At 59.8% G+C, this 19,675-nt stretch carries 19 protein-coding genes and 1 pseudogene; 5 read left to right on the forward strand and 15 right to left on the reverse strand.

Annotation, left to right across the window (positions count from 1 at the left end):
• The first annotated feature begins 47 nt into the window (after positions 1-47).
• Entirely contained in the window at positions 48-1,025 is a 978-nt protein-coding gene (locus AB8B33_RS34420; RefSeq protein ID WP_439018809.1) for a L,D-transpeptidase family protein, read from the forward strand.
• A 112-nt stretch (positions 1,026-1,137) separates the two neighbouring features.
• Here AB8B33_RS34420 and AB8B33_RS34425 read toward each other — a convergent pair whose 3' ends face one another.
• Together AB8B33_RS34425 and AB8B33_RS34430 are read right to left on the reverse strand one after the other, a co-directional pair.
• The gene (locus tag AB8B33_RS34425; protein ID WP_439018928.1) at positions 1,138-1,614 is read right to left on the reverse strand and encodes a TetR/AcrR family transcriptional regulator; all 477 of its coding nucleotides are present in this window, start codon (positions 1,612-1,614) and stop codon (positions 1,138-1,140) included.
• Between the two features lie 28 nt (positions 1,615-1,642).
• A pseudogene (locus tag AB8B33_RS34430) lies at positions 1,643-1,756 on the reverse strand (TetR/AcrR family transcriptional regulator); the annotation flags it as partial.
• A gap of 118 nt (positions 1,757-1,874) precedes the next feature.
• Between AB8B33_RS34430 and AB8B33_RS34435 the strand changes: the two are divergent.
• The gene (locus AB8B33_RS34435; protein WP_439018810.1) at positions 1,875-2,618 is read left to right on the forward strand and encodes an SDR family NAD(P)-dependent oxidoreductase; all 744 of its coding nucleotides are present in this window, start codon (positions 1,875-1,877) and stop codon (positions 2,616-2,618) included.
• Between the two features lie 39 nt (positions 2,619-2,657).
• Here AB8B33_RS34435 and AB8B33_RS34440 read toward each other — a convergent pair whose 3' ends face one another.
• From AB8B33_RS34440 to AB8B33_RS34475, 8 genes are all read right to left on the reverse strand, one after another.
• Positions 2,658-4,592 (reverse strand): polysaccharide biosynthesis protein, encoded by a 1,935-nt coding sequence (locus tag AB8B33_RS34440; RefSeq protein ID WP_439018922.1) that lies wholly within the window; start codon positions 4,590-4,592, stop codon positions 2,658-2,660.
• Between the two features lie 172 nt (positions 4,593-4,764).
• A complete protein-coding gene (locus AB8B33_RS34445) occupies positions 4,765-5,325 on the reverse strand; it encodes a sugar transferase (protein ID WP_439018811.1) in 561 nt (186 codons plus the stop codon).
• Positions 5,326-5,400: 75 nt separating this feature from the next.
• Positions 5,401-5,667 carry a hypothetical protein gene (locus tag AB8B33_RS34450; protein ID WP_439018812.1) on the reverse strand — a complete coding sequence of 89 codons (267 nt, stop codon included), beginning with the start codon at positions 5,665-5,667 and terminating at the stop codon, positions 5,401-5,403.
• Positions 5,668-5,701: 34 nt separating this feature from the next.
• Positions 5,702-6,913, reverse strand: a complete 1,212-nt coding sequence (gene repC, locus AB8B33_RS34455; RefSeq protein ID WP_439018813.1) for a plasmid replication protein RepC — start codon at positions 6,911-6,913, stop codon at positions 5,702-5,704.
• Positions 6,914-7,119: 206 nt separating this feature from the next.
• Positions 7,120-8,112, reverse strand: coding sequence for a plasmid partitioning protein RepB (repB, locus tag AB8B33_RS34460; RefSeq protein WP_439018814.1), 993 nt, complete (start codon positions 8,110-8,112; stop codon positions 7,120-7,122).
• A gap of 193 nt (positions 8,113-8,305) precedes the next feature.
• Positions 8,306-9,526 carry a plasmid partitioning protein RepA gene (repA, locus tag AB8B33_RS34465; RefSeq protein WP_007812135.1) on the reverse strand — a complete coding sequence of 407 codons (1,221 nt, stop codon included), beginning with the start codon at positions 9,524-9,526 and terminating at the stop codon, positions 8,306-8,308.
• A gap of 750 nt (positions 9,527-10,276) precedes the next feature.
• A complete protein-coding gene (locus AB8B33_RS34470; protein ID WP_439018815.1) occupies positions 10,277-11,554 on the reverse strand; it encodes an L-fuconate dehydratase in 1,278 nt (425 codons plus the stop codon).
• A 60-nt stretch (positions 11,555-11,614) separates the two neighbouring features.
• Positions 11,615-12,349 (reverse strand): SDR family oxidoreductase, encoded by a 735-nt coding sequence (locus tag AB8B33_RS34475; RefSeq protein WP_439018816.1) that lies wholly within the window; start codon positions 12,347-12,349, stop codon positions 11,615-11,617.
• Positions 12,350-12,716: 367 nt separating this feature from the next.
• Between AB8B33_RS34475 and AB8B33_RS34480 the strand changes: the two genes are divergently transcribed.
• From AB8B33_RS34480 to AB8B33_RS34490, 3 genes are all read left to right on the forward strand, one after another.
• Positions 12,717-13,502, forward strand: a complete 786-nt coding sequence (locus AB8B33_RS34480) for an IclR family transcriptional regulator (protein WP_439018817.1) — start codon at positions 12,717-12,719, stop codon at positions 13,500-13,502.
• Between the two features lie 77 nt (positions 13,503-13,579).
• A complete protein-coding gene (locus AB8B33_RS34485; protein WP_439018818.1) occupies positions 13,580-14,404 on the forward strand; it encodes an amidohydrolase family protein in 825 nt (274 codons plus the stop codon).
• A 219-nt stretch (positions 14,405-14,623) separates the two neighbouring features.
• Entirely contained in the window at positions 14,624-15,031 is a 408-nt protein-coding gene (locus tag AB8B33_RS34490) for a helix-turn-helix domain-containing protein (RefSeq protein ID WP_113320281.1), read from the forward strand.
• Positions 15,032-15,077: 46 nt separating this feature from the next.
• Here the strand turns inward: AB8B33_RS34490 and AB8B33_RS34495 are convergent, their stop codons facing one another.
• The 5 genes from AB8B33_RS34495 to AB8B33_RS34515 all read right to left on the reverse strand — a co-directional run bounded on the left by AB8B33_RS34495 (position 15,078) and on the right by AB8B33_RS34515 (position 19,623).
• Positions 15,078-15,344 carry a hypothetical protein gene (locus AB8B33_RS34495; RefSeq protein ID WP_007812121.1) on the reverse strand — a complete coding sequence of 89 codons (267 nt, stop codon included), beginning with the start codon at positions 15,342-15,344 and terminating at the stop codon, positions 15,078-15,080.
• Between the two features lie 58 nt (positions 15,345-15,402).
• Positions 15,403-16,149, reverse strand: a complete 747-nt coding sequence (locus AB8B33_RS34500; protein WP_439018819.1) for a TfuA-like protein — start codon at positions 16,147-16,149, stop codon at positions 15,403-15,405.
• The gene (locus AB8B33_RS34505; protein WP_439018820.1) at positions 16,146-17,408 is read right to left on the reverse strand and encodes a YcaO-like family protein; all 1,263 of its coding nucleotides are present in this window, start codon (positions 17,406-17,408) and stop codon (positions 16,146-16,148) included. The genes AB8B33_RS34500 and AB8B33_RS34505 overlap by 4 nt, the downstream gene beginning before the upstream one ends.
• A gap of 13 nt (positions 17,409-17,421) precedes the next feature.
• Positions 17,422-17,565, reverse strand: coding sequence for a hypothetical protein (locus tag AB8B33_RS34510; protein ID WP_439018821.1), 144 nt, complete (start codon positions 17,563-17,565; stop codon positions 17,422-17,424).
• 102 nt (positions 17,566-17,667) lie between these two features.
• Entirely contained in the window at positions 17,668-19,623 is a 1,956-nt protein-coding gene (locus AB8B33_RS34515; RefSeq protein ID WP_439018822.1) for a BTAD domain-containing putative transcriptional regulator, read from the reverse strand.
• Between the last annotated feature and the right edge of the window lie 52 nt (positions 19,624-19,675).

Here is a 19,675-nt window from a genome sequence, read left to right on the forward strand (position 1 = left end):
GGCAAAGGTCCTGAAGGAACCATTTTATCCTCCGTGATTTAAACAGCATGATCAGATCCATGCTCGTTTGCGGCTTCATATCGCTTTCAATCCACGGTGTCGGGAACGCCCAGCCGCTTGCGGCTCAAACCATCAATGACGCGTCGATTGATGCTATCTCCTCGCCCCCTCCGAGTGAAAGATCAACGACGCCGGATCCAGCCATCATTCATCTGCAGGTTCTGCTGGATCGCGCCGGCGCATCGCCCGGGGTGATCGACGGCTTCTACGGTGAAAACGTCGTCAAGGCGATTGCCGGCTTCGAGATCATGCAACGCCTCCCGGTCGACGGAAGGCCCGACCTGGAGATGCTCTCTCGCCTCCAGGACGATCGGAAGGTTATCGGTCCATACGTCATTGCACCGGATGATGCCGCTGATCTCGTCGAGAACATTCCGAAGGACTACGCAAAGCAAGCAAGGATGACACATCTCGGCTACACAAGCGTCGCCGAGCGGCTGTCCGAGCGCTTTCATATGGATATCGACCTGCTGAAGGCATTGAACCCTGGGGCCCAATTCGCCCCCGGCGAAACGATTTCCATTGCGGTCATCGGTACGCCGAGAAAGGGGAAGGCCAAGCGTATCGAAGCCCGCAGGAAAAGCGGCGAGGTGCTGGCCTTTGCGGAAGACGGATCTGTTCTGGCAGTCTACCCGGCAACGATCGGCAGCGACGACAACCCCTCGCCTGCGGGCCGGCACAAGGTAAACGGTGTCGCTCGTAATCCCAAATACGTCTATAATCCGAAAGTAAATTTTCAGCAGGGCCATAACAAGAAGCTGCTAGAATTGCCGAGCGGCCCCAACAACCCGGTCGGGACGGTCTGGATAGATCTTTCCGAGCCGACCTACGGCATTCATGGATCGCCGGAGCCTTCGCTGATCGACAAGGCTGGTTCGCACGGCTGCGTGCGGCTGACCAATTGGGATGTCGAGGAACTTGCCAGCATGGTGAAGCCCGGCGTCGTCGTCGACTTCGTCGATTAAGCGATCTTATGCGGAACGGAGCGCGTGGACGAACACTTCGACAGGATCCTTGATCTGCGGATGTCTGTTCGGTGGTGTCGCCTGCGTTGGTACAGAGAGCGGATGCACAAGCTCAACCGCGGCGATGATCGCGGGTCATTCCTTCGAGCGCAGGACTTCCGCTGCGAGCGACAGCCATCAGCGCCGCCTCTCCGCCGCCGTCACGGGCAAGGAGCGACATGCCATTCTGCAGCGTGGCGAAGAAGACGGCAGCGGCCTCGCAGTCGAAGGTGTCGGTCAGTTCGGCTTCGCTGACCGCCCGCTCAAATCTTTTCATAAGCTGGCTAATATTTTCGGCGCGGCGCTGCCTGAGATCCTCGCCGATCGCTTCGATTGCGCTGGCCGCCGGATTGGAACCGAGCACGATCATGCAGCCAGGCGGCTGATCCGGACGGCTATAGGCGCGAGCGGTATTGACGAGAAAACCTTCGATCGCCGCGGCAATCATCTCCCCCTCGTCGAGGGCGTTCCAGATCTCGTTGTTGACCGTCGCCTGGTAGAGATCGAGCGCTTCGGTAAAAAAGCGCCTCCTTGGAACCGAACGCGGCATAGAGGCTTGGAGGCGCGATGCCCATGGCCTGAGTCAGGTCACTCATCGACGTTTCCTCAAAACCCTTTTGCCAGAAGAGATGCATGGCGCGCGAAAGCGCCTGCTGCCTGTCGAAGCTTCTCGGGCGCCCACGTTCGCTCATCTCAGGTTCTCCCCGCGCAGTCGAATCTGAATTCTGTATCACTCAATACATAAATCGCTTGACGACACGATTCAATCGCAGCATGACTTCTGTATCAATCACTACAGAAAGGAACTCTATGTCTACCCTCAACGGAAAAGTTGCGCTCGTCACCGGCGGAAGCCGCGGCATCGGCGCGGCAATCGCAAAACGGCTGGCGGCCGATGGTGCCAAAGTCGTGCTGACCTATGTGAATGGGGCGGAAGCGGCCGCCAATGTCGTCAAGGCGATCGAGGTTGCGGGCGGAACGGCGCTTGCCCTCAGGGCTGATGCGTCCGATCCCGCCGATGTCGAGGCTGCCGTTGCCGGGACCGCGGAGACCTTCGGTCGCATCGATATCCTCGTCAACAATGCAGGGATTTTCCACGCCGCGCCAATCGAAACCCTGTCGCTTGACGATTTCGATCAGACCTTCTCGATCAATGTCCGCTCAGCCTTCGTTGCGTCGAAGGCAGCGCTATCAGTCATGCCAGATGGCGGGCGCATCATTTCGATAGGCAGCAATCTTGCCGTGCGCGCCACCTCCCCCGGCCTCAGCCTCTATACGGCGAGCAAAGCGGCGATTGCCGGCCTGTCGCAGGCGCTCGCCCGCGAGCTCGGCCCGCGCGGCATCACCGTCAATGCCGTGCATCCCGGTTCGACGGATACGGATATGAACCCGGCAGACGGCCCGCATGCGCGTAAGCAGAAGGGCCTCATGTCCAATCCGGCGGGCTTTGCCAATCCCGGCGAGATCGCCGATGTCGTTGCCTATCTCGCCTCTCCGGCCGCCCGCTCGGTCACGGGTGCAGCCTGGACGGTCGACAATGGGGCGAATGCCTGAAACTGAGCAGAAAAAGCCCGGCGCAAAACCGGGCTTTGATCACGCGGCCGTATTGGCCTCGGCAGCGCTCAGCGCCAGATCGGTCACCTCGCCGGTCGAGGCATAGCCGGAAACGAGTTCGGCGAGCATCAGGCGGGCGGTGGGAATGTCGTTGCGGTCAAGCGCGGCATCGAGAACCTTCAGGCGCTTGGAAAGCTCCGGCCAGAAGAGGAAATCCTCGCGAGCCTTCATGATGCGCGGATGCTGCGTCGTCTCGGGATTGTCGCCGATCAGCAGTTCCTCATAGAGCTTTTCCCCGGGGCGCAGACCCGTGACCGAAAGCTCTATATCGCCTTCGGGATTGTCGTCGCTACGAACCGACAGGCCGGAGAGATCGATCATCCGGCGGGCGAGGTCGGCAATGCGCACCGGCTCACCCATGTCAAGCAGGAGGACGTCGCCGCCATCGGCCATGGCGCCGGCCTGAATGACGAGCTGCGAAGCCTCCGAGATCGTCATGAAGTAACGGGTGATGTCGGGATGGGTCAGCGTTACCGGGCCGCCATCCCTGATCTGCTGGCGGAACAGTGGCACGACGGAACCGGAGGAACCCAGCACATTGCCGAAGCGGACCATGGAAAAATTGGTGTGCGTGCCGGTCAGCTTTTCGGCCGACAGCGCCTGCAGCACCATTTCGGCCAGACGCTTGCTGGCGCCCATCACATTGGTCGGGCGGACCGCCTTATCGGTGCTGATCAGTACGAAATTGGAGACCCCGTATTTTTCGGCCGCCTGTGCGGTGATCAGCGTGCCCATGACATTGTTCTTGATACCTTCCACGGCATTCTGCTCGACGAGCGGCACATGCTTGTAGGCGGCGGCATGATAGAGCGTCTGCGGGCGCCAGCTCATGATGATATGTTCCATGCGGTCGCGATCGCGCACCGAACAGAGGATCGGCACGATCTGTACCTTCTGTTCATAAAGCTCCGAAAGCTTCAACAACTCGCCATGGATCGCATAAAGGGCGTATTCGTTCTGATCGACGAGGATCAGTTGCGTTGGGCCGCAGCGCAGGATCTGGCGGCAGAGTTCGCTGCCGATCGAGCCGCCGGCGCCCGTCACCATCACCACCTTGCCAAGTGTGGCCTTGTCGAGAAGCTCCTGGCGCGGCGCCACGGCCTCGCGTCCGAGCAGATCCTCGATTTCGAGTTCGCGTATATCGGAAACGGCGATGCGGCCCTGCGCGAGGGCGGTCAGATCCGGCAGCGTGCGTACATTCACCCGCGCCTTGCGGATCTGTTCGAGAATCTCGTTGCGTCGCTGGCGCGTTACCGAGGGCAGCGCCAGAAGCACGTTGTGAACATTCAGCGTCTGGACGAGCTCGGTCAGGTCGGAGGGATCGTAGATCGGCAGGCCGCCCATGATGCCGCCCTTCAGCTTCGGATCGTCGTCGAGATAACCGACGGCGTTGAGCTCGGCACTATTCGTCAGTGCAGCGGCAAGCTGCCGGCCGGAGCTGCCCGCGCCATAGATCAGCACCTTTGCCATCACACCCTGGTGCAGAATGCGCTGATAGGTATCGCCGAGCCAGTAGCGGATGCCGAGGCGGGAGAGGCCGATTGCGATCAACAGAAGCAAGGGCTGCAGAATGCCGACCGTGCGCGGAATGCCGGGAACGCTGAGTGCGGTGAAGATCGTCGCGAAGGCAATGCCATAGATCGCGATCGCCTTCAGCACCGCCAGGAAAGCGGCAATGCCGGCATAACGGAAGATCGCCCGGTACATGCCCATGACGATGAAGATCGGCAGCGCTAGACACAGCGACACGAGAACGGCGAGCCACTGCACGCCCGTCAGCACCGTCCATTCATTCAGGCGGAAACAATAGGCAAGCCAGATGGTGAGAACACAGAGGCTGGAATCGACGATCAGTGCAAGAATGCGCTTGGCCGGACGCGGCATCGCCAAAAGCGGGCCGACCAGTGCCTGCATCGACGTCCAGGACCGGCTGGCCTTTGATCCGTCGTTTGAGGGATCATAATGCATGTCTATACTGCCCACCCATCATTCCAGCCTGACTTCTTCTTGTCCTTTTCGATTTCAAGCGCAACCGAAATAATCGAGGGTCGCGCACGCAATCTGTTCATAACCTTAAGTCGTAACCTCAATGGGTTATGCCCTTACTGCCCAATACCTTGGCGACAGTCATTCCGAGAATGCGCATATCCATGAAGAAGGAGCGGCGCTGCAGATAATCAACGTCGAGCGTCACCTTTTCAGGAATCGGCAGCTCGTCGCGCCCGTTGACCTGCGCCCAGCCCGTCAGCCCCGGAAGCAGCGCATCGACACCTTCGGCCGTACGCAGCGCAATCAGATCGTCCTGGTTATAAAGCGCCGGACGCGGGCCGACGAAGCTCATCTCGCCCTTCAGGATACACCAGAGCTGCGGCAGTTCATCGAGGCTCGACTTTCGCAGGAAGCCGCCGATCGGCGTCAAATAGCGAGAGGGATCGTCGAGAAGATGCGTGGCGACCGTCGGTGTGTCGATCCGCATGCTGCGGAATTTTGGCATCCGGAAGATCTCGTTGCGGCGCCCCACCCGGTTCGACCAGTAAAGCGCAGGCCCCGGAGAGGTCAGACGCACGCAAAGCGCCACGACCACGATCGGAACGATTAGGATCAGGGTTGCCACCAGAGCCAGGAAAAGATCCACTGCCCGCTTCAAGTCCGTCCTCGCTTTTCCGATACTCTTGTGGCCTTCAATGGCCTGACTTGCCCTATCGTCTCCGGCCAATTCACGTCAACGACCCTTTCCGGCCTCGGGACGCTTTATGCGTTGTTTCTCAGGCATTTGCGGTAATTCCGCCACCGTTTTCCAAAACAATTCGTCAGCCAAGCCATTGAGAATACTTGCCTCTTCTTCCGTTGCGGAAGTTAATTCTGCCTTCATTTCCGACACCTTGTTCTTCATCTGAAAAACGATGCGTCTTCCAATCGTCCCAATAACAGCGCCAAAACTAGACCTTGCAATCTTTTTGGCAGCCGTCCCGCGGGAACGAGCAGTCACGGGGTCAGTTGTCGTCCCGTTATTCGAAAAGTGTTCAAGCCCTTCGCGCAACCGGACTGTTCTGCCGTGCCAGCGCCATCAGCATCGGACCAAGCGAGAACTCTCCGCGCGCTCCCTTACGGGCTAGGTCACGCAGATAGCCGCCTGGTGAGTTGATATGGGTGGCCCGTTCCAGCATGCAGGCGACAACGACAGCGGCATTTTCCCGGCCAAGGCTTTCGCAAGCCGCCTGATAGGTCTCTGGGGTGATCCCCAGCATCGACCGGACGGTAACGGCAGTGATCACAAGATCTCGCCAGCCCCTGATCGATCCTCCCTGGGCATAATCGCTGATTTGCGGACAAGCCTGCAGGATGAGGGCGAGGGGGAATATCTTGTGGGATCCGTTCAGATGAACCGTCCTGGCTGCAATCGGTAGCGTTTCCACTTGCACCACCGGTAAGGATTCTAATTCGAGAGAGTCTATATCTGAATTCTGTATGTGCGGTTCATTTTGGACCACACTGGCGGTCGTTTTTTTGAAATTATCGAAGTTCGTCAAGAGATTGACGATGTCGGTGCGTAGTTCTTCGAACTTCAGCCGCACGCTGTCCAGATCGGAAGCTTTGGGATTGCGAGGCAGGCATGCGAGGTGACGGGCATAGGCAGCCTCGATCTCGTCCCAATTGCCGGGAACGGTGTCCCCGATTGCGGCATCGATCAGTTTGCGGACATCGCGGCGGCAAATCGTCAGTCGCTCGCGCGCTCGCCGGAGTGCTATCCGGTCGGCTTCGATCTTTTGAGCCATGGCAGCCAGTTCCTCGCTGCGGGCAAGAAGCGGCGCCAGGCTGAAGCCATAGGCATCCTCCAGCTCACCGGAGGTCTTGCGGCGGGCAAAACGTTTTCCGTTGGCACTGTCCTTGCGAATGATCAGACCGGCGTCGACAAGAGCCGCCAGATGCCGGCGCAGCGTGGTGACTGCAATGCCGTGCGCCCGTACTATCAGCTGCCGGTTGGATGGAAAGACAACCATGCTCGCCTCCCCGGAGAGACGGTTCTCGGGATAGAAGGAGAGAAGGGCGTTTAGAACAGCGAGTGTGCGATCAGAAATGTCGAGCAGCGGGCGTGCTTCGCAGACGTCGCGAAACACCTTCCACTTGTCGGCGGACTTATCTGGTTTAACTGATTCGGCCTGAAGCTGACCTCTCATCAAGGCAAGCGACATCGGCCGCCGCCCGAAAGGCGTCGTCACAAATCCCGTATTCATCGTGGTTCACCTTATACAAAGGCAAATCATCGGCGCCCGCCAAAACGGCGTTCAAAAACCTTGACAGCGATTCCGGGAAGTGCGATTCTCTAGGTGCTAAACGAGAGAAGAGGGCTTCCGGATGTTTGTTCGGGGGCCTTTTTCTTTGCCTATTGGCTCCTTTTCCTAACAGTCAAATCCTCGTCAGCGGCTTAACCAGCCAACAGTTATCGTTGTGACCTGACGGCGCCGAACTCGTCGAAGAGCTCATCCAGCCGGGTGGTGAGATAATCGGCAAATTCAGGCACCATGCGCTCATCGAAAGTGATACGCGTCTTGTTGCCGGAGCGCTCGATTTGCGCTGCTTTCTGTCCTTGCCGTGTTTTCCAGATATCGCCCGCCGACTTCTTCGTATCGCGCGCTGCCATTTTCGACAGCACACGCTGCAGGCGTTGATCGCTGTCGAGATCGGCAAAGGCATCGTCCTCAATGATCGCCTCGACCTTCTTCGGTGAGGAAGAGACAGCATCGACAAGTGCCAACCATCGGGCGCGGCCTGCCTTCGGTGCCGGCCCGATCGCAAGGATCACTGTCTGCGGTACGCCACGGGCGACCGAGATGTAACGGCTGAGATCGGCCTTGTCGGTCGAGAGTGCTGCTATAATGACATCACGCGGGTAGCCTGCTTCTTCCAGACGATGGGCAAACAGCGCCTTCTCGATGAAGGAGAGATCCTGCCGGTCGAGATTTTCCTTGCCCTGGGCAATCACCAGTTCGTTGTCGCTCAAGCTCTGGACGATCGCCTTGACCTTGAGCCCAAGCTTTGCCGTGGCACGCAGACGGCGACGGCCATAGGCAATCTGGTAGTGCCCTTCCATTTCAGGGTCGGGACGTACCAGGATCGGCACCTTCTGGCCGTGTTCGGCGATGCTTGTTACCAGTGCATCGAAATCAACATCGCGCTCGACCGGGATACGGTCGCTGATCGAGGAATTGGAAATATCCGCTGGGTCGATTTCAAGAACGGAGAACCCGGAGGAAATCTGCGCCTGCAGCCGGCCGGCGGCACGCGCAGCTTCCGTCATTTCCTGCAGCGATGCACCCATGGCTGAGACGGCGCCGGTGCGCACGCGGTCCGGGTTCTTCTCGACGCCGGCGGAAGGCGCCGGCGTATCAGTCTTGCGCATGAAGATCGAATTGACGGTATCGCGTCGGCTCATCAATTCTCTCCTTTCCAGTAGAGAGCTGGCAAGCCGGAAGAGCGCAGTTGGGAGCTCCCAACACGCTTATGGGCTACCGATAGATGGAGGGACTTTTGCCAGGCGCTCACACGGCGGCTCCCTCTGTTGGGAGCTCCCAACAGGCCGGGTGTACCGCTGAAACCTGATAGACCGGTATCGGTCAGGGAGAACGTCACGTGCGCCCCCATGCTTGCCGGATCAGCGTCTCGACCTCGCCATTGACAGCATCGAGAGCTTCCATGGCCCGGTCATAGGTCGAGCGTGTCAGGTTCTCGCGGCCGATCTCGTAGAGCGTTTGTTTGGTGAGGCCAGCATCGGAGACCGCTGCCGATTTCACCATCGCATTGATCATGACGTGATCGTCGAACAGATTGCGCAAGAGGGCCGCGACCTTCGTCTGCGGCGCATCCTGCGGCTCGTAGCGGGTAAGCAGATATCGAATGAAATCGTAATTGAGCTCGCCGCCTGCTTCGCGCACGACGGAGAGAAGGTCATGCGTCATCAGCAGGAACTGGCTCATGGAGGCCACGTCCAGCATCTGCGGATGCACGGTGACGATCATCGAGGTTGCTGCGCAAAGGCCGCTCAAGGTCAGGTAACCGAGCTGCGGCGGGCAATCGAGGACAACGACGTCGTAGTTCTCGGCAACATCGTCGAGCGCCTTGGCGACGCGCATGAAGAACACGCCTTCGCCATCCCGGGAGCCGCGCATCAACGCGCGCGGCGTCGTATGCTCGAACTCCATGAGTTCGAGATTGCCGGGAATGAGATCCAGGCCGTCGAAATAGGTATTGCGCACGACCTCGGAGAGGGGGCGTCGCTCCTCATCGTAACGGATTGCCGCATAGAGTGTCTCGTTGGAACGGACATCGGTCTCCGGCATGACGCCGAGCATGGCGGACATGCTGGCCTGCGGGTCGAGATCGAGGGCGAGCACGCGGTAGCCCTGCAGCGCAAGATATTGCGCAAGATGCACCGATGTCGTGGTCTTGCCCGATCCGCCCTTGAAATTGGTGACGGCGATGACCTGGAGATGTTCGTTCTCCCTGCGGCGCGGCAGGAAGTCATATGCCTCGCGACCACGCGCAGAGGCGGCAAGCAGGGCACGCAGCTCATTGAGCTGGCGTAGAGAATAAAGGCGCCGGCCGTTGCTGCTGACATCGGGCTGCGGGCCTTCGCCGGCAAGCGTCATCTTTCGTAAGGTTGAATCCGAGACGCCGATCAGCTTGGCCGCCTCGCCGGATGTGAAGCGGCGCAGCGTCTTGCTCGCGGTCGGCGGAAACAGGGCTTCGCTGATCGCCTGCAACTGCGAACTGATCGTCGACGCATGGGCGCCGATCGTCTCATCGACGCTACGCTGAAGGGTCCGAGAAGTCCTTTGTGGCTTGCTCACGCTCTAATCTTTCATCACGGAAAAACACCAGAAACGGCTGTTTATCCGTGACGATTACCGATCGCAGCGATTCTGGCAAGCTACTCCAGCAGAACAGGGCTTTGGCGGCAGCGGTCACGTTCATGAGTTTACGACAGAAGGATTACAATTTCCCTTGATATCTCCGCCAGTTAACAGAAATCCGATTCGCCTTGCAAAGCCGTGCCATCCTCACATCATTTTTTCTATCGATGCGGCAAAGCTGATGTTTTGATCCCGCAGACGGCCCCTGGCGCATCCCATTGAGAAGAATCAGCTATTACCGATTCCTAATCTTTGCCGGCAAAGGATCTGATGACGAAGGGGCGAGGCGGCCCTGTTGCCACGTTCCCTGGGCGGTGACGAAGACAGAGGGCGCCCTCGTCTGTCGAAATCCGAAGACGAGCTTGGACAAGCCATGCCTGCCTGGAACGCGGATATGCGCGAAAGGACGCCTGAGGCGCCGTTTTCGGCCGCGGGACGTCCCAAAATCGAACAGGGGTGTGACGGAATCAATCCACGAAATAGATTCCGTATCGATGAAAAATGTGAGAAAAAACAGCGAGTTGAAAACGCACCAAACAGGCTGTCCGAAGCTCGCGAAGATGGCTCTTTCGAGCCCATCTCCATATACCTTTCTTATAAAGCATCCGGGACGTTTCTGCAATGATTGGCATGCTTCTATCCCCAGCAGACAGCCGGGGAAGCCATGCTCGCATGATGCCGCCTGCCCTAGCCGCGGAATGTGTAGCCGGCAATCGAAGCCGGTTTCATCTCAATCGAGAAGCCTGGCTGGGTTGGCCGCATATAGGCCGCGTCCTTGATGATGCAGGGATCGAGGAAATGTTCATGCAGGTGGTCGACATATTCGATGACACGGCCATCCTTGGTGCCTGACACCGCCACATAATCGATCATCGACAGGTGCTGGACATATTCGCAGAGCCCGACACCGCCCGCATGGGGCCAGACCGGTAGGCCGAATTTCGCCGCGACCAGCAGCACGGCCAGCACCTCGTTCAGCCCGCCCATGCGGCAGGAGTCGATCTGGACGATATCGATCGCGCCTTCGGCGATGAACTGTTTGAACATGATGCGGTTCTGGCACATCTCGCCGGTCGCGACCTTTACCGGTGTTATGCCCTGGCGGATCTTGCGGTGGCCAGCAACATCGTCGGGGCTCGTCGGCTCTTCGATGAAGAAGGGTTTGGCGAAAGAGAGTTGGTTGACCCAGTCGATCGCCTGGCCGACCTCCCAGACCTGGTTGGCGTCGATCATCAGGTAACGGTCCGGGCCGATCACCTCGCGGGCGATCCTGAGGCGGCGGATATCGTCCTCAAGGTCGCGGCCGACCTTCATCTTGATGTGGTTGAAGCCGGCATCGATCGCTTCCTGGCAGAGCCGGCGCAGTTTCTCGTCCTCGTAGCCGAGCCAGCCGGCCGAGGTCGTGTAGCAGGGATAGCCTTCCTTTTCGAGCGTGGCGATGCGCTCGGCCTTGCCGGCTTCGGCCTGTCTCAGGATGGCGATCGCCTCATCGCGCGTCAGCACGTCGGTGAGGTAGCGGTAATCGACGATATCGGCGATCTCTTCGGCAGGCATGTCTGCAACGAGGCGCCAGACCGGCTTGCCGGCCTCCTTGGCAAGCAGATCCCAGACGGCATTGACGATCGCGCCGGTCGCCAGATGGATCGCGCCCTTTTCAGGACCGATCCATCGCAGCTGGCTGTCGCTGGTCAGATGCCGCCAATATTTGCCGGGATGAGCCAGCACGTCTGAAAGTTCGGTGCCGACGACGAGATGCCGCATCGCCTCGATCGCCGCGCAGCAGATGTCGTTGCCGCGGCCGATGGTAAAGGTCAGGCCGTGGCCTGCAAGACCGTGCTTGTCGGTTTCCAGGATCACGTAGGCGGCGGAATAATCCGGATCCGGGTTCATCGCATCGGAACCATCGAGGCTTTGCGAGGTCGGAAAGCGAAGGTCGAAGACGCGGAGGTCGGTGATGCGGGTCATAATGTTCTTCCCGTTAAGGGGCCGGTATCCTTCCTTGGAAGAAGCCGGCCATGCGAAAGCTCAGATCGTCCAGCCGCCGTCGATGGCGTAGGCCTGGCCGGAAGTGTAGGTCGCACCGGCGAGGTAGACGGCGAGATCGGCGATCTCCTCCGGCGTGCCGAGGCGGCCCATCGGCTGGCGGGCGATGAAGGCGGCGCGCGCCGTGTCATAGTCGCCCTGTGCGCGCATGCGATCCTGCAGCGAGGGGCTTTCCACGGTGCCGGGGCAGATGCAGTTGCAGCGCACGCCCTGCGTCACGTAGTCGGCAGCGACCGACTTGGTGAGCCCGATCACGGCTGCCTTGGTCACACCATAGGCAAAACGGTTCGGCACGCCTTTGATGCTGGATGCGACCGAGGACATGTTGATGATCGCGCCATCCTTGCGCTCCAGCATGCCAGGCAGCACGGCGCGGATGGTGCGGATCATCGCCTTGACGTTGAGATCGAAGGCAAATTCCAGATCGGTATCCTTCATGTCGAGCACGGAGCCGTTATGGACGGTGCCGGCGCAGTTGAAGAGCACATCGACGGCGCCGATTTCGGCCGCCAGCGCCTTGACCGCCTCGTCTTCGAGCACGTTGAGCTTGTGGGTGGAAACCTTGCTCTCCGCCGCAAGGGTCGCCAGCGCGTCGGTATTGATGTCGGTGGCATGCACCTTGGCGCCGGCAGCGGCGAAGGCAAGCGCGCTAGCTCGGCCGATGCCCTGACCGGCTGCGGTGATGAGAACGGTCTTGCCGGAAAGATTGCTTATCATGTCATGGCCTCTTTGGGGATTTTTCGCGCGCTGGCGTGGTACTGAAATCTATCTCAAAAGGATCAGTCGGGATGAAGGCCGCGTTCGGCCACGTGCCTTGCAAGGCGATGCCACCTTTGTGCAGGCAATCACGATGTCCATGCATTGCATGGCCTTCCTCCCTCTCCCGTTATCTTATTTTTGTCTCGCCTTGGCGAGCCTTTCCGGGGATTGCGATCGTTCGGCGTGAGAATACGCCGAACAATGTCCTCACATTAATTTGTCTGTTTATAGACAAACAGACGATAGCCTCATGGTCAAGCGCGAACTTTTTCTTTTCCGTCTGCCCGTCTGCGTATATGCAGAATGATATTCACAGGGGGGAAGAATGGAGACCGACGAGTCAGATCGCTATCGCGCTCCGGCGCTCGACAAGGGTCTTGATATTCTCGAACTTCTGGCAAGCGTCGACAGCGGCCTGACGCAGGCGGAAATCGCCAAGCGGCTGGAGCGCAGCCCGAACGAATTCTACCGCATGCTCGACCGTCTCGTGAGGCGCGGTTACGTGACGCGGCTCGATGGCGACCGTTATTCTTTGACCCTGAAACTTTTCGGCCTGGCGCAGCTGCATGCGCCGGTGCGCCGGCTTGCCTCCTATGCGACGCCGCTGATGCGCGATCTCGCCCAGCGCTCGCGCCAGGCAAACCATCTTGCCGTATTCGACCGGGGTGCTGCCGTCGTCATCGCCCAGCAGGAGGCGCCGGACTATTGGGGCCTGTCGATCCGCGTCGGTTCCCATATCAGCCTTTTCGACACCGGCTCCGGCCATGTGCTGCTTGCCTTCCGCACCGACGAAGAGCGCGCGATGATGATCTCGGAACATGTGCGCAGCCGCAACGACGCCGATCTCGGCCCGGAATTTTACGAGCGGCTGAACCAGATTCGCGAGCGCGGCTATGAAATGATGGCAAGCGCTCAGACGGCCGGCGTCTATAATCTCTCGGCACCGATCCTGGGGCCCGACGGGCGCGGTATTGCCGCGCTGACCTGCCCCTATATCGCGCTGGTAAATGCGCCGGCAGCGCCCGATATCAGCCAGGCGATCGGCATGGTGCAGAAGACGGCGGCTGAGCTTTCGGCGCTCGCCGGCGCAACGATTGCCGTGCCGGGTTAAGATCCAGCAGAATTTCTATTTGAATAATTCATTCACCAAAGATAGGTTCTGCCAACCACTCTTTGGAGGAGAAGAGCGTGTTTATCGACACCCATCTGCACGTCATCGACCGGTCGGCGCTGAATTATCCCTGGCTTGCCGATGTGCCGGCCCTCGACCGCGATTTTCTCTACGAGACCTATGCGACCGAAGCCAAACGCTGCGGCATTACCAAGGTGCTGCACATGGAGGTGGATGTCGATCCGGTCATCATGCAGGCCGAGACCGATTATATCAGCCGCCTCGGCGATCTGGTCGCTGGCGCGGTCGTCTCCTGCCGGCCGGAAGAAGATGGTTTTGCCGACTATCTGGAGCGCCAGAAGGCTGATCCCTTCGTCAAGGGCTTTCGCCGCGTGCTGCATGTGGTGCCTGACGATGTCTCGGAAGGTGTGCTCTTCCGCGAGAACATCAGAAGGCTCTCAGGCACCGGCCTGACCTTCGACCTCTGCACGCTGCCGCATCAGGTCGGCAAGGTGGTTGCGCTCGCCGATGCCGCCCCCGATGTGCACTTCATCCTCGATCATTGTGGCAATCCGGATATTAAGTCGAACGCCTTCGAGCCCTGGAGCCGCGGCATTGCGGAAATCGCCCGCCGGCCGAATGTCGTCGCCAAGATTTCCGGTATCGTCACCAATGCCGATCCGGCAAGCTGGACGGCGGAAAACCTGCGGCCCTATATCGAGCACGTCATATCGAGCTTCGGCTGGGATCGTGTGGTCTGGGGCAGCGACTGGCCTGTCTGCACGCTGGCGAACGGCCTTTCCACCTGGGTCGCGGCCACCCAGGCGGTGCTGTCAGGCACCGCGGAAACGGAGCGTTCGAGGCTCCTTCACGGCAATGCACAGCGTCTGTGGACGCTCTGAGTTTCACTCAGCTTCGCCCTTTTAGGGTTCAATTCTGCCGGATTCCCGCTTGAAGTGATCTGTCGCTACGTGCAATCCGTAGGCGCTCTCGGTTGGCGCGATGTTTTGGCCCAGCCTAAACTACATCCAAGCAATTGCTAGGTTGAACTAACTCGGCTAAAAGTTGTTGTTACCGGCCGTGTAAGTTGTCGGCCCGGTTTTCGCAGGAGGGAATATCAGATGAAAGAAGAACCGCATTCCGTAGATGTTCACGTCGGCAAGACGATCCGTATACAGCGCCTGCTGAGAAAGGTTTCTCAGACGGAGTTGGGCGATCGTGTTGGCGTGACCTTCCAGCAAATACAAAAATACGAAAAGGGCTCCAACCGCGTCTCTGCCAGCATGCTCGTCGAAATCGCCGGCGCGCTCAGCGTCGATGTCAGGACCTTCTTCGACGACCTGACGGCGCCCGCCGCCAACGCAAACGATAATCCCGCTCCGAGCGAAGAATTCATCATTTCGCGTGAAGGCGTCCAGCTCAACGCTGCCTTTTTCTCGATCAAGAACGAGCAGCTTCGCAAGAAAATCCTAAAGCTCGTCCAGGCGATTGCCAGCACCGAGCAGACTGAAGTCGACGCTGCCGAATAACGCGTCGGCCTGATTTTCTAGCGCTCAGTCGCACCCTGCATCAGGGCTAATGGCGATCGATCACGATCAGATTTTCGCCAGCGTCCTTCATTGCGATCTTAGCTTTGCTGCCGACGAGTTTTTCGAGGTTCGCATCGAGTTCCCTATCCGGATCGATGCCGTCCCAATCGATGACGACCTGCAGCAGCGCCATGTTTGTCAGGTGCATGAGATTGCGCAGCTGAAGTTTTTCAGCCTCGTCCTTGGCTGCCGACAGCAGCCGGAAGAGTCTTGCGTATTCCCTGCCTGCACCTTGGTCCCTTTTTTCGAACATTGTTTTGGCCCTCGACAACAGTCATATCCCCACGCAGGTTACCTTGGGCTTGGAACCGTTATTCGAGCGTTACAGGCTGCGTCTGCTGCGTGACTTCGGCCTGCAGCACTTCGAAATGCGAGGTCGCAGCAAAGCTCCAATCACGCTTCGCTGACGCAAACTCTCCCTTTTGCAGCCATTCCAGCACGAGCCTTGCGTCGGTACGCTTGCGTTCGACGCGATTGGCGCGGATCGCCGCCAGGATCTGCTCGCGCCGCGGTTTGCGGGCAAAGTGAGACTCTTCGACCACCTTGGCATAGGTCCGTTCCGAGAAATGCAGGAAGCGGCCAGCGAGCAGCAGCTTCTTGCGTTCGCTGACGGTAATCTCACCCTTCGCATAGAGACCTTCGATCGTCGGCTCGAAATCGACCCAGGGAACGGAAAGCGGCAGCCAGCCAAGCTCCTGCGGTGCATGGACGAGCGCCACTGCCTCGTCATCGATGAGATCGCCGGATTCGTAATCGTCGAAGATCGAGCCGATGCCGACCATGCCGAAGGCGGCGCATTCGGCAGCGCGCAGCGCGCCCATGCTGGAACCGCCGGCAACGGCAACGCCCTTTTCCAAGGCAAAGAGGATTTCCTTGTGCCAGACGGACGGCAGATCGCCGAAATAGCCGTCGATCAGACCGATTGCTGTCGCCCCCTCCTGCGCGGCTTTTAGAATGTCGCCGCAGGCCGCAGGCGGGCGGAAATCGATATCGGGATGCTGCTTGCGGGCATCAGCAATCTCGCTTGCAAGGCTCGGACCGACGAAGAGGATCTTCATGCCGCGGCCTCCCTGATGACGTTGACGGCGCGCAGGCCAAGCTGGATGTACTGGCCGCTGATATCGACCTCGAGGCCTGGCACGATGACGCGCACGATCGAAACCGGAAGGGTGGGGTGTGACAGTGGCACGGCGATGATCTGGCCGATGCCGGCAGCCCTCAGCCGGCCGGAAACGTGGCGGACCGTATCCTGGATCGTCATCGGGCGCTGCGGGCGCATCGGGAAGGGTTTTAGCGCCGCATCATTGTTGCAGAGATCGACGACCTGGCGCATGCCGGCGCTGCGGTCGATCCGCTGGTAGATCTTCGGTGAAAAATCGTCGCGGCTGCCGGCAATCGCCGTCAACCGGCTCTGGGCAGCCTCGGTAATGGCGCGAAGAGCTGCGCGCACCGGATCAGGATGGCAGCCGCAACCGCCGCAGACCTGGGCCCAGCGGGCATCGACGCGGTCCGAGAGATTGCCGGGAATGATGACGGCAAGAAAAGCCGGGACACCGATATCGGTGGTCATGTCGATCAGCAGAAGGCGCATGCCGGCCTGGCGGATGCGATCGACCAAGACGTCGATTACGGCATCGCCGAAGGCGAGCGGATCGATGCGGTTCTGCTTGAGCTGTTCAGGAGATTTGAGCTGGGTCAGCGCCCAGGCATCGCGCTCGACGAGTTCGCAGAGCCCGTGCAACACGGCTTCGGCCGGCGTATTGCCCGAGGCCAGGCCATCACTCGATTGTTCGAAGCCCGGCGGGCGTTCGCCGCGATGGTCGAGGCCGACCAGCCACCAGGGCACGAAAGTGGTGCTGCCCGAAAGAAGATCGAAGCCGGAGCACCAGGGGATTTGACCATCGCCGATCTCCTCGGGCACGCAGCGCGCCACGCTGTCGACATCGATCATGGCGGCCCGTTCGGCCCTCATGGTCTCGAGGCTGGAAAACGTCAGATCGGCAGGTGCAATTTCGGCGATGCGGGTCTCGATCGCCTCCATGGCGGCAGAGGTCATCGCCGCTTCCTTGTCGATGCCCTTGCCCTGGAAGACCGACAGCGTGTGGCTGTTCGGCCTTGTGGCGAAGGCAACCGGAATGTTCAGCACGTCAAGGCCGGTCACCAGTCCGACGCGGGTGATGCCGAATTCGCGCAGATGCGGCTTGATCGCCGCAAAGGTCTGCGCCGGGGTCATCGACCGGTCGTGGTAGCTGTTGATGCCTGCCGATGATCTGTTGAGGTCAGCGGCAAGCGTTTCAAGGTCGGCCAAAGCAGACATGCTGATCGATTCCTCAGCGGAACCTCAGTGCATGCGTCAGGCTTTCAAGGCCATTTGCCGAAACGCTGAGCTGGTCCTGCTTGACGGCTGCCTTGGCAGCAGCAGAGAAACGGAGTGTGGGGGCCTGGATTGCAGCGTTGGTTTCAACGGTTTTCATGATCTCTCTCCAAATGGTTGGGCGGCTGACCGCCGTTAACCATTCAAAAAGAACATTGCCTGCGTCATTTAAGCGTTACAGGCTTCGTTAAAAGGCTGTGTATCACGGAAGACCGGCGAGTTGCAGGCCCTTTATCAACGGTTCGGTGAAGGCCGGATCGCGATCGGGGACGAAATGACGGATCCCTTCGCTGCGGAAATCGGGGAAGTTTTCCAATACCACCTTGGCGTAATTCCGAGCCTTCGCAGTATCGCCCGCCATGGCATGGGCGGCTGCGAGCAGGCGCGCCGTCGCCTGTTTTGCCTTCACCGGCTCCAGCGCATCGATCGCCTTTTCATACTCTTCGCGCATGAAATGGATGCCGCCGAGGTTCCAGTAATAATAGTCCGGCGGCAGCGGATTGAGCTTGAAGGCAGCGCGGCTGAGCTCGAGGGCCCGATCGAAATCGCCGTCATGGGAAAGTGCGTCGGCGAAATCGGCCAGGATGTCGGCATCGTTGGGATTGAGATCCTGAGCTTGCTGGAAGGAATCGAGGCTTTCTTCGAACCGGCGGCGATAGAGCGCCACGAAGCCGAGTTCGCGATAGGCCCGGCCGCTGTTCGGGTCGGTCTGCCGCGCCATCCTTGCGGCGCTGTAGGCTTCGTCCAGCAGTTCCCGATCGCGCATCCCGCGGATCAGCCATTCCATGCCGAGGGCGCGAGACATGCCGGCATGGGCCGGCGAGAAATGTTCGTAGCGGCTGAGCGACGACTTGAACCATTTGCGCGCCTGCCGCAGGTGCTGCAGGTCGGTCTGTGAAATCAGCCGCTTGCCTTCGAGATAGAGGCGATAGGCGGAAGCCGGCACGTCGCCAAGCGGCATCGCCAGTTCGTAGCGCTCGATCGTATCGGCAAGCGTCATCACGATGCGCCGGGTCAGCTGGCTGAAGGCTTCGCTGATTTTCTGCATCGCAAAAGGAATTTCGACCGCCCAGAGCACTTCGGAGGTCGACGTGCGCGTCAGCCGGCAGGTGGCGTAGACATCCTCGTCGCGGCTCTGGATCGTCACATAGACGGCATAGTCGAAGGAGAGGTCGAGCGGACCGATGGTCGGGCGCGTCGGGTCGAGCGCGCGGCTCAGCATTTCCAGGCTGGTATGAGCGGCAATCACCTTGAAGCCGCGCTGCTGGCTGAGCCCGATTGTGACATCTTCGAGCAGCGCGCGGCCGACGCGCTCCATCAGCGGATCGGTAAAGATGCTCTCGGGCGGCAGGATGACGATGCGCGGCTGGCCGACCGGATCGATCAGCAGTTCCGACACCGGATGCGGACGTTCCGTCGCCGCCGGCTGTGCCGCGGACAGGATGCCGAGTTCGCGGGCAAGGGCCGTCGTGGCCTCGTCCGGTTCGATATCGAAATCGTCCTTGAGCTGGCTGCGGCATTTCAGATAGGCCTGACGCGCCGCCGGCAGGTCATTCATGCGGGCGTGGGCGCGCATCAGCGCGCGGCAGGCGATCTCGTTGGCGGGGTCGAGCTCGATCAGCCGCTTGGCAAAGGCGACCTGTTCCTCGTCCGGACGCTCGTCCTTGCTTTCCAACAGGCGGACAAGATGCGCCATGCGCGCTTCGTTAATCCGCTGGCGCTCGAACGTCAGCCAGTCCTCGGCACCCTGCGTTGGAGATTTGACGCTTTCGAGCAATTCTCCGAGCAGGATGCCGCTTTCGTCCGGCCCCAACACATCCTTTTGTTTGAGGATATTGAGGTCGATCTCCCAGCCGGGCGCAAGGCCGAGATGGGTGCGCGTGGCAGTGAGCAAGGGCGGCAGGCCCTCGGGAATGCTCTGTTCGATGCGCGACAGAAGCTGGCGAAGGCTACCGGCCCGTTTTTCGGGAAGTTCGGATTGCCATAGCTGGCATCGGATGGTTTCGCGGTCCACCAGCGGTTCTGACGACAGCGCTAACATTGCCAGCAGGAAATAGGACTTTTCGGGCAAAGGAAGCTCAGTCCCGGCGGCCAACAATCGCGGCCTGCCGAGCAGACATAATCTGTTCGCTTTCACTTCCCCGGTTGACCCGTCCATCAGGGTTCTCACCTTTAAAAGCCGGAACGCTTGGAACGGACCGACCGATTAC

The organism is Rhizobium sp. 768_B6_N1_8 (assembly GCF_051811225.1).
Classification (GTDB): Bacteria; Pseudomonadota; Alphaproteobacteria; order Rhizobiales; family Rhizobiaceae; genus Rhizobium.

Coding starts and splice junctions, on each gene's coding strand:
- AB8B33_RS34470 (WP_439018815.1), bottom strand. CDS start 11,554: ATGACCCGCATCACCGACCTCCGCGTCTTCGACCTTCGCTTTCCGACC.
- AB8B33_RS34505 (WP_439018820.1), bottom strand. CDS start 17,408: ATGTCTGCTTTGGCCGACCTTGAAACGCTTGCCGCTGACCTCAACAGA.
- AB8B33_RS34510 (WP_439018821.1), bottom strand. CDS start 17,565: ATGAAAACCGTTGAAACCAACGCTGCAATCCAGGCCCCCACACTCCGT.
- AB8B33_RS34490 (WP_113320281.1), top strand. CDS start 14,624: ATGAAAGAAGAACCGCATTCCGTAGATGTTCACGTCGGCAAGACGATC.
- AB8B33_RS34495 (WP_007812121.1), bottom strand. CDS start 15,344: ATGTTCGAAAAAAGGGACCAAGGTGCAGGCAGGGAATACGCAAGACTC.
- AB8B33_RS34500 (WP_439018819.1), bottom strand. CDS start 16,149: ATGAAGATCCTCTTCGTCGGTCCGAGCCTTGCAAGCGAGATTGCTGAT.
- repB (WP_439018814.1), bottom strand. CDS start 8,112: ATGAGCCGACGCGATACCGTCAATTCGATCTTCATGCGCAAGACTGAT.
- AB8B33_RS34420 (WP_439018809.1), top strand. CDS start 48: ATGATCAGATCCATGCTCGTTTGCGGCTTCATATCGCTTTCAATCCAC.
- AB8B33_RS34440 (WP_439018922.1), bottom strand. CDS start 4,592: ATGCAGGCACTGGTCGGCCCGCTTTTGGCGATGCCGCGTCCGGCCAAG.
- repC (WP_439018813.1), bottom strand. CDS start 6,913: ATGAATACGGGATTTGTGACGACGCCTTTCGGGCGGCGGCCGATGTCG.
- AB8B33_RS34435 (WP_439018810.1), top strand. CDS start 1,875: ATGTCTACCCTCAACGGAAAAGTTGCGCTCGTCACCGGCGGAAGCCGC.
- AB8B33_RS34475 (WP_439018816.1), bottom strand. CDS start 12,349: ATGATAAGCAATCTTTCCGGCAAGACCGTTCTCATCACCGCAGCCGGT.
- AB8B33_RS34480 (WP_439018817.1), top strand. CDS start 12,717: ATGGAGACCGACGAGTCAGATCGCTATCGCGCTCCGGCGCTCGACAAG.
- AB8B33_RS34515 (WP_439018822.1), bottom strand. CDS start 19,623: ATGGACGGGTCAACCGGGGAAGTGAAAGCGAACAGATTATGTCTGCTC.
- AB8B33_RS34425 (WP_439018928.1), bottom strand. CDS start 1,614: ATGCCGCGTTCGGTTCCAAGGAGGCGCTTTTTTACCGAAGCGCTCGAT.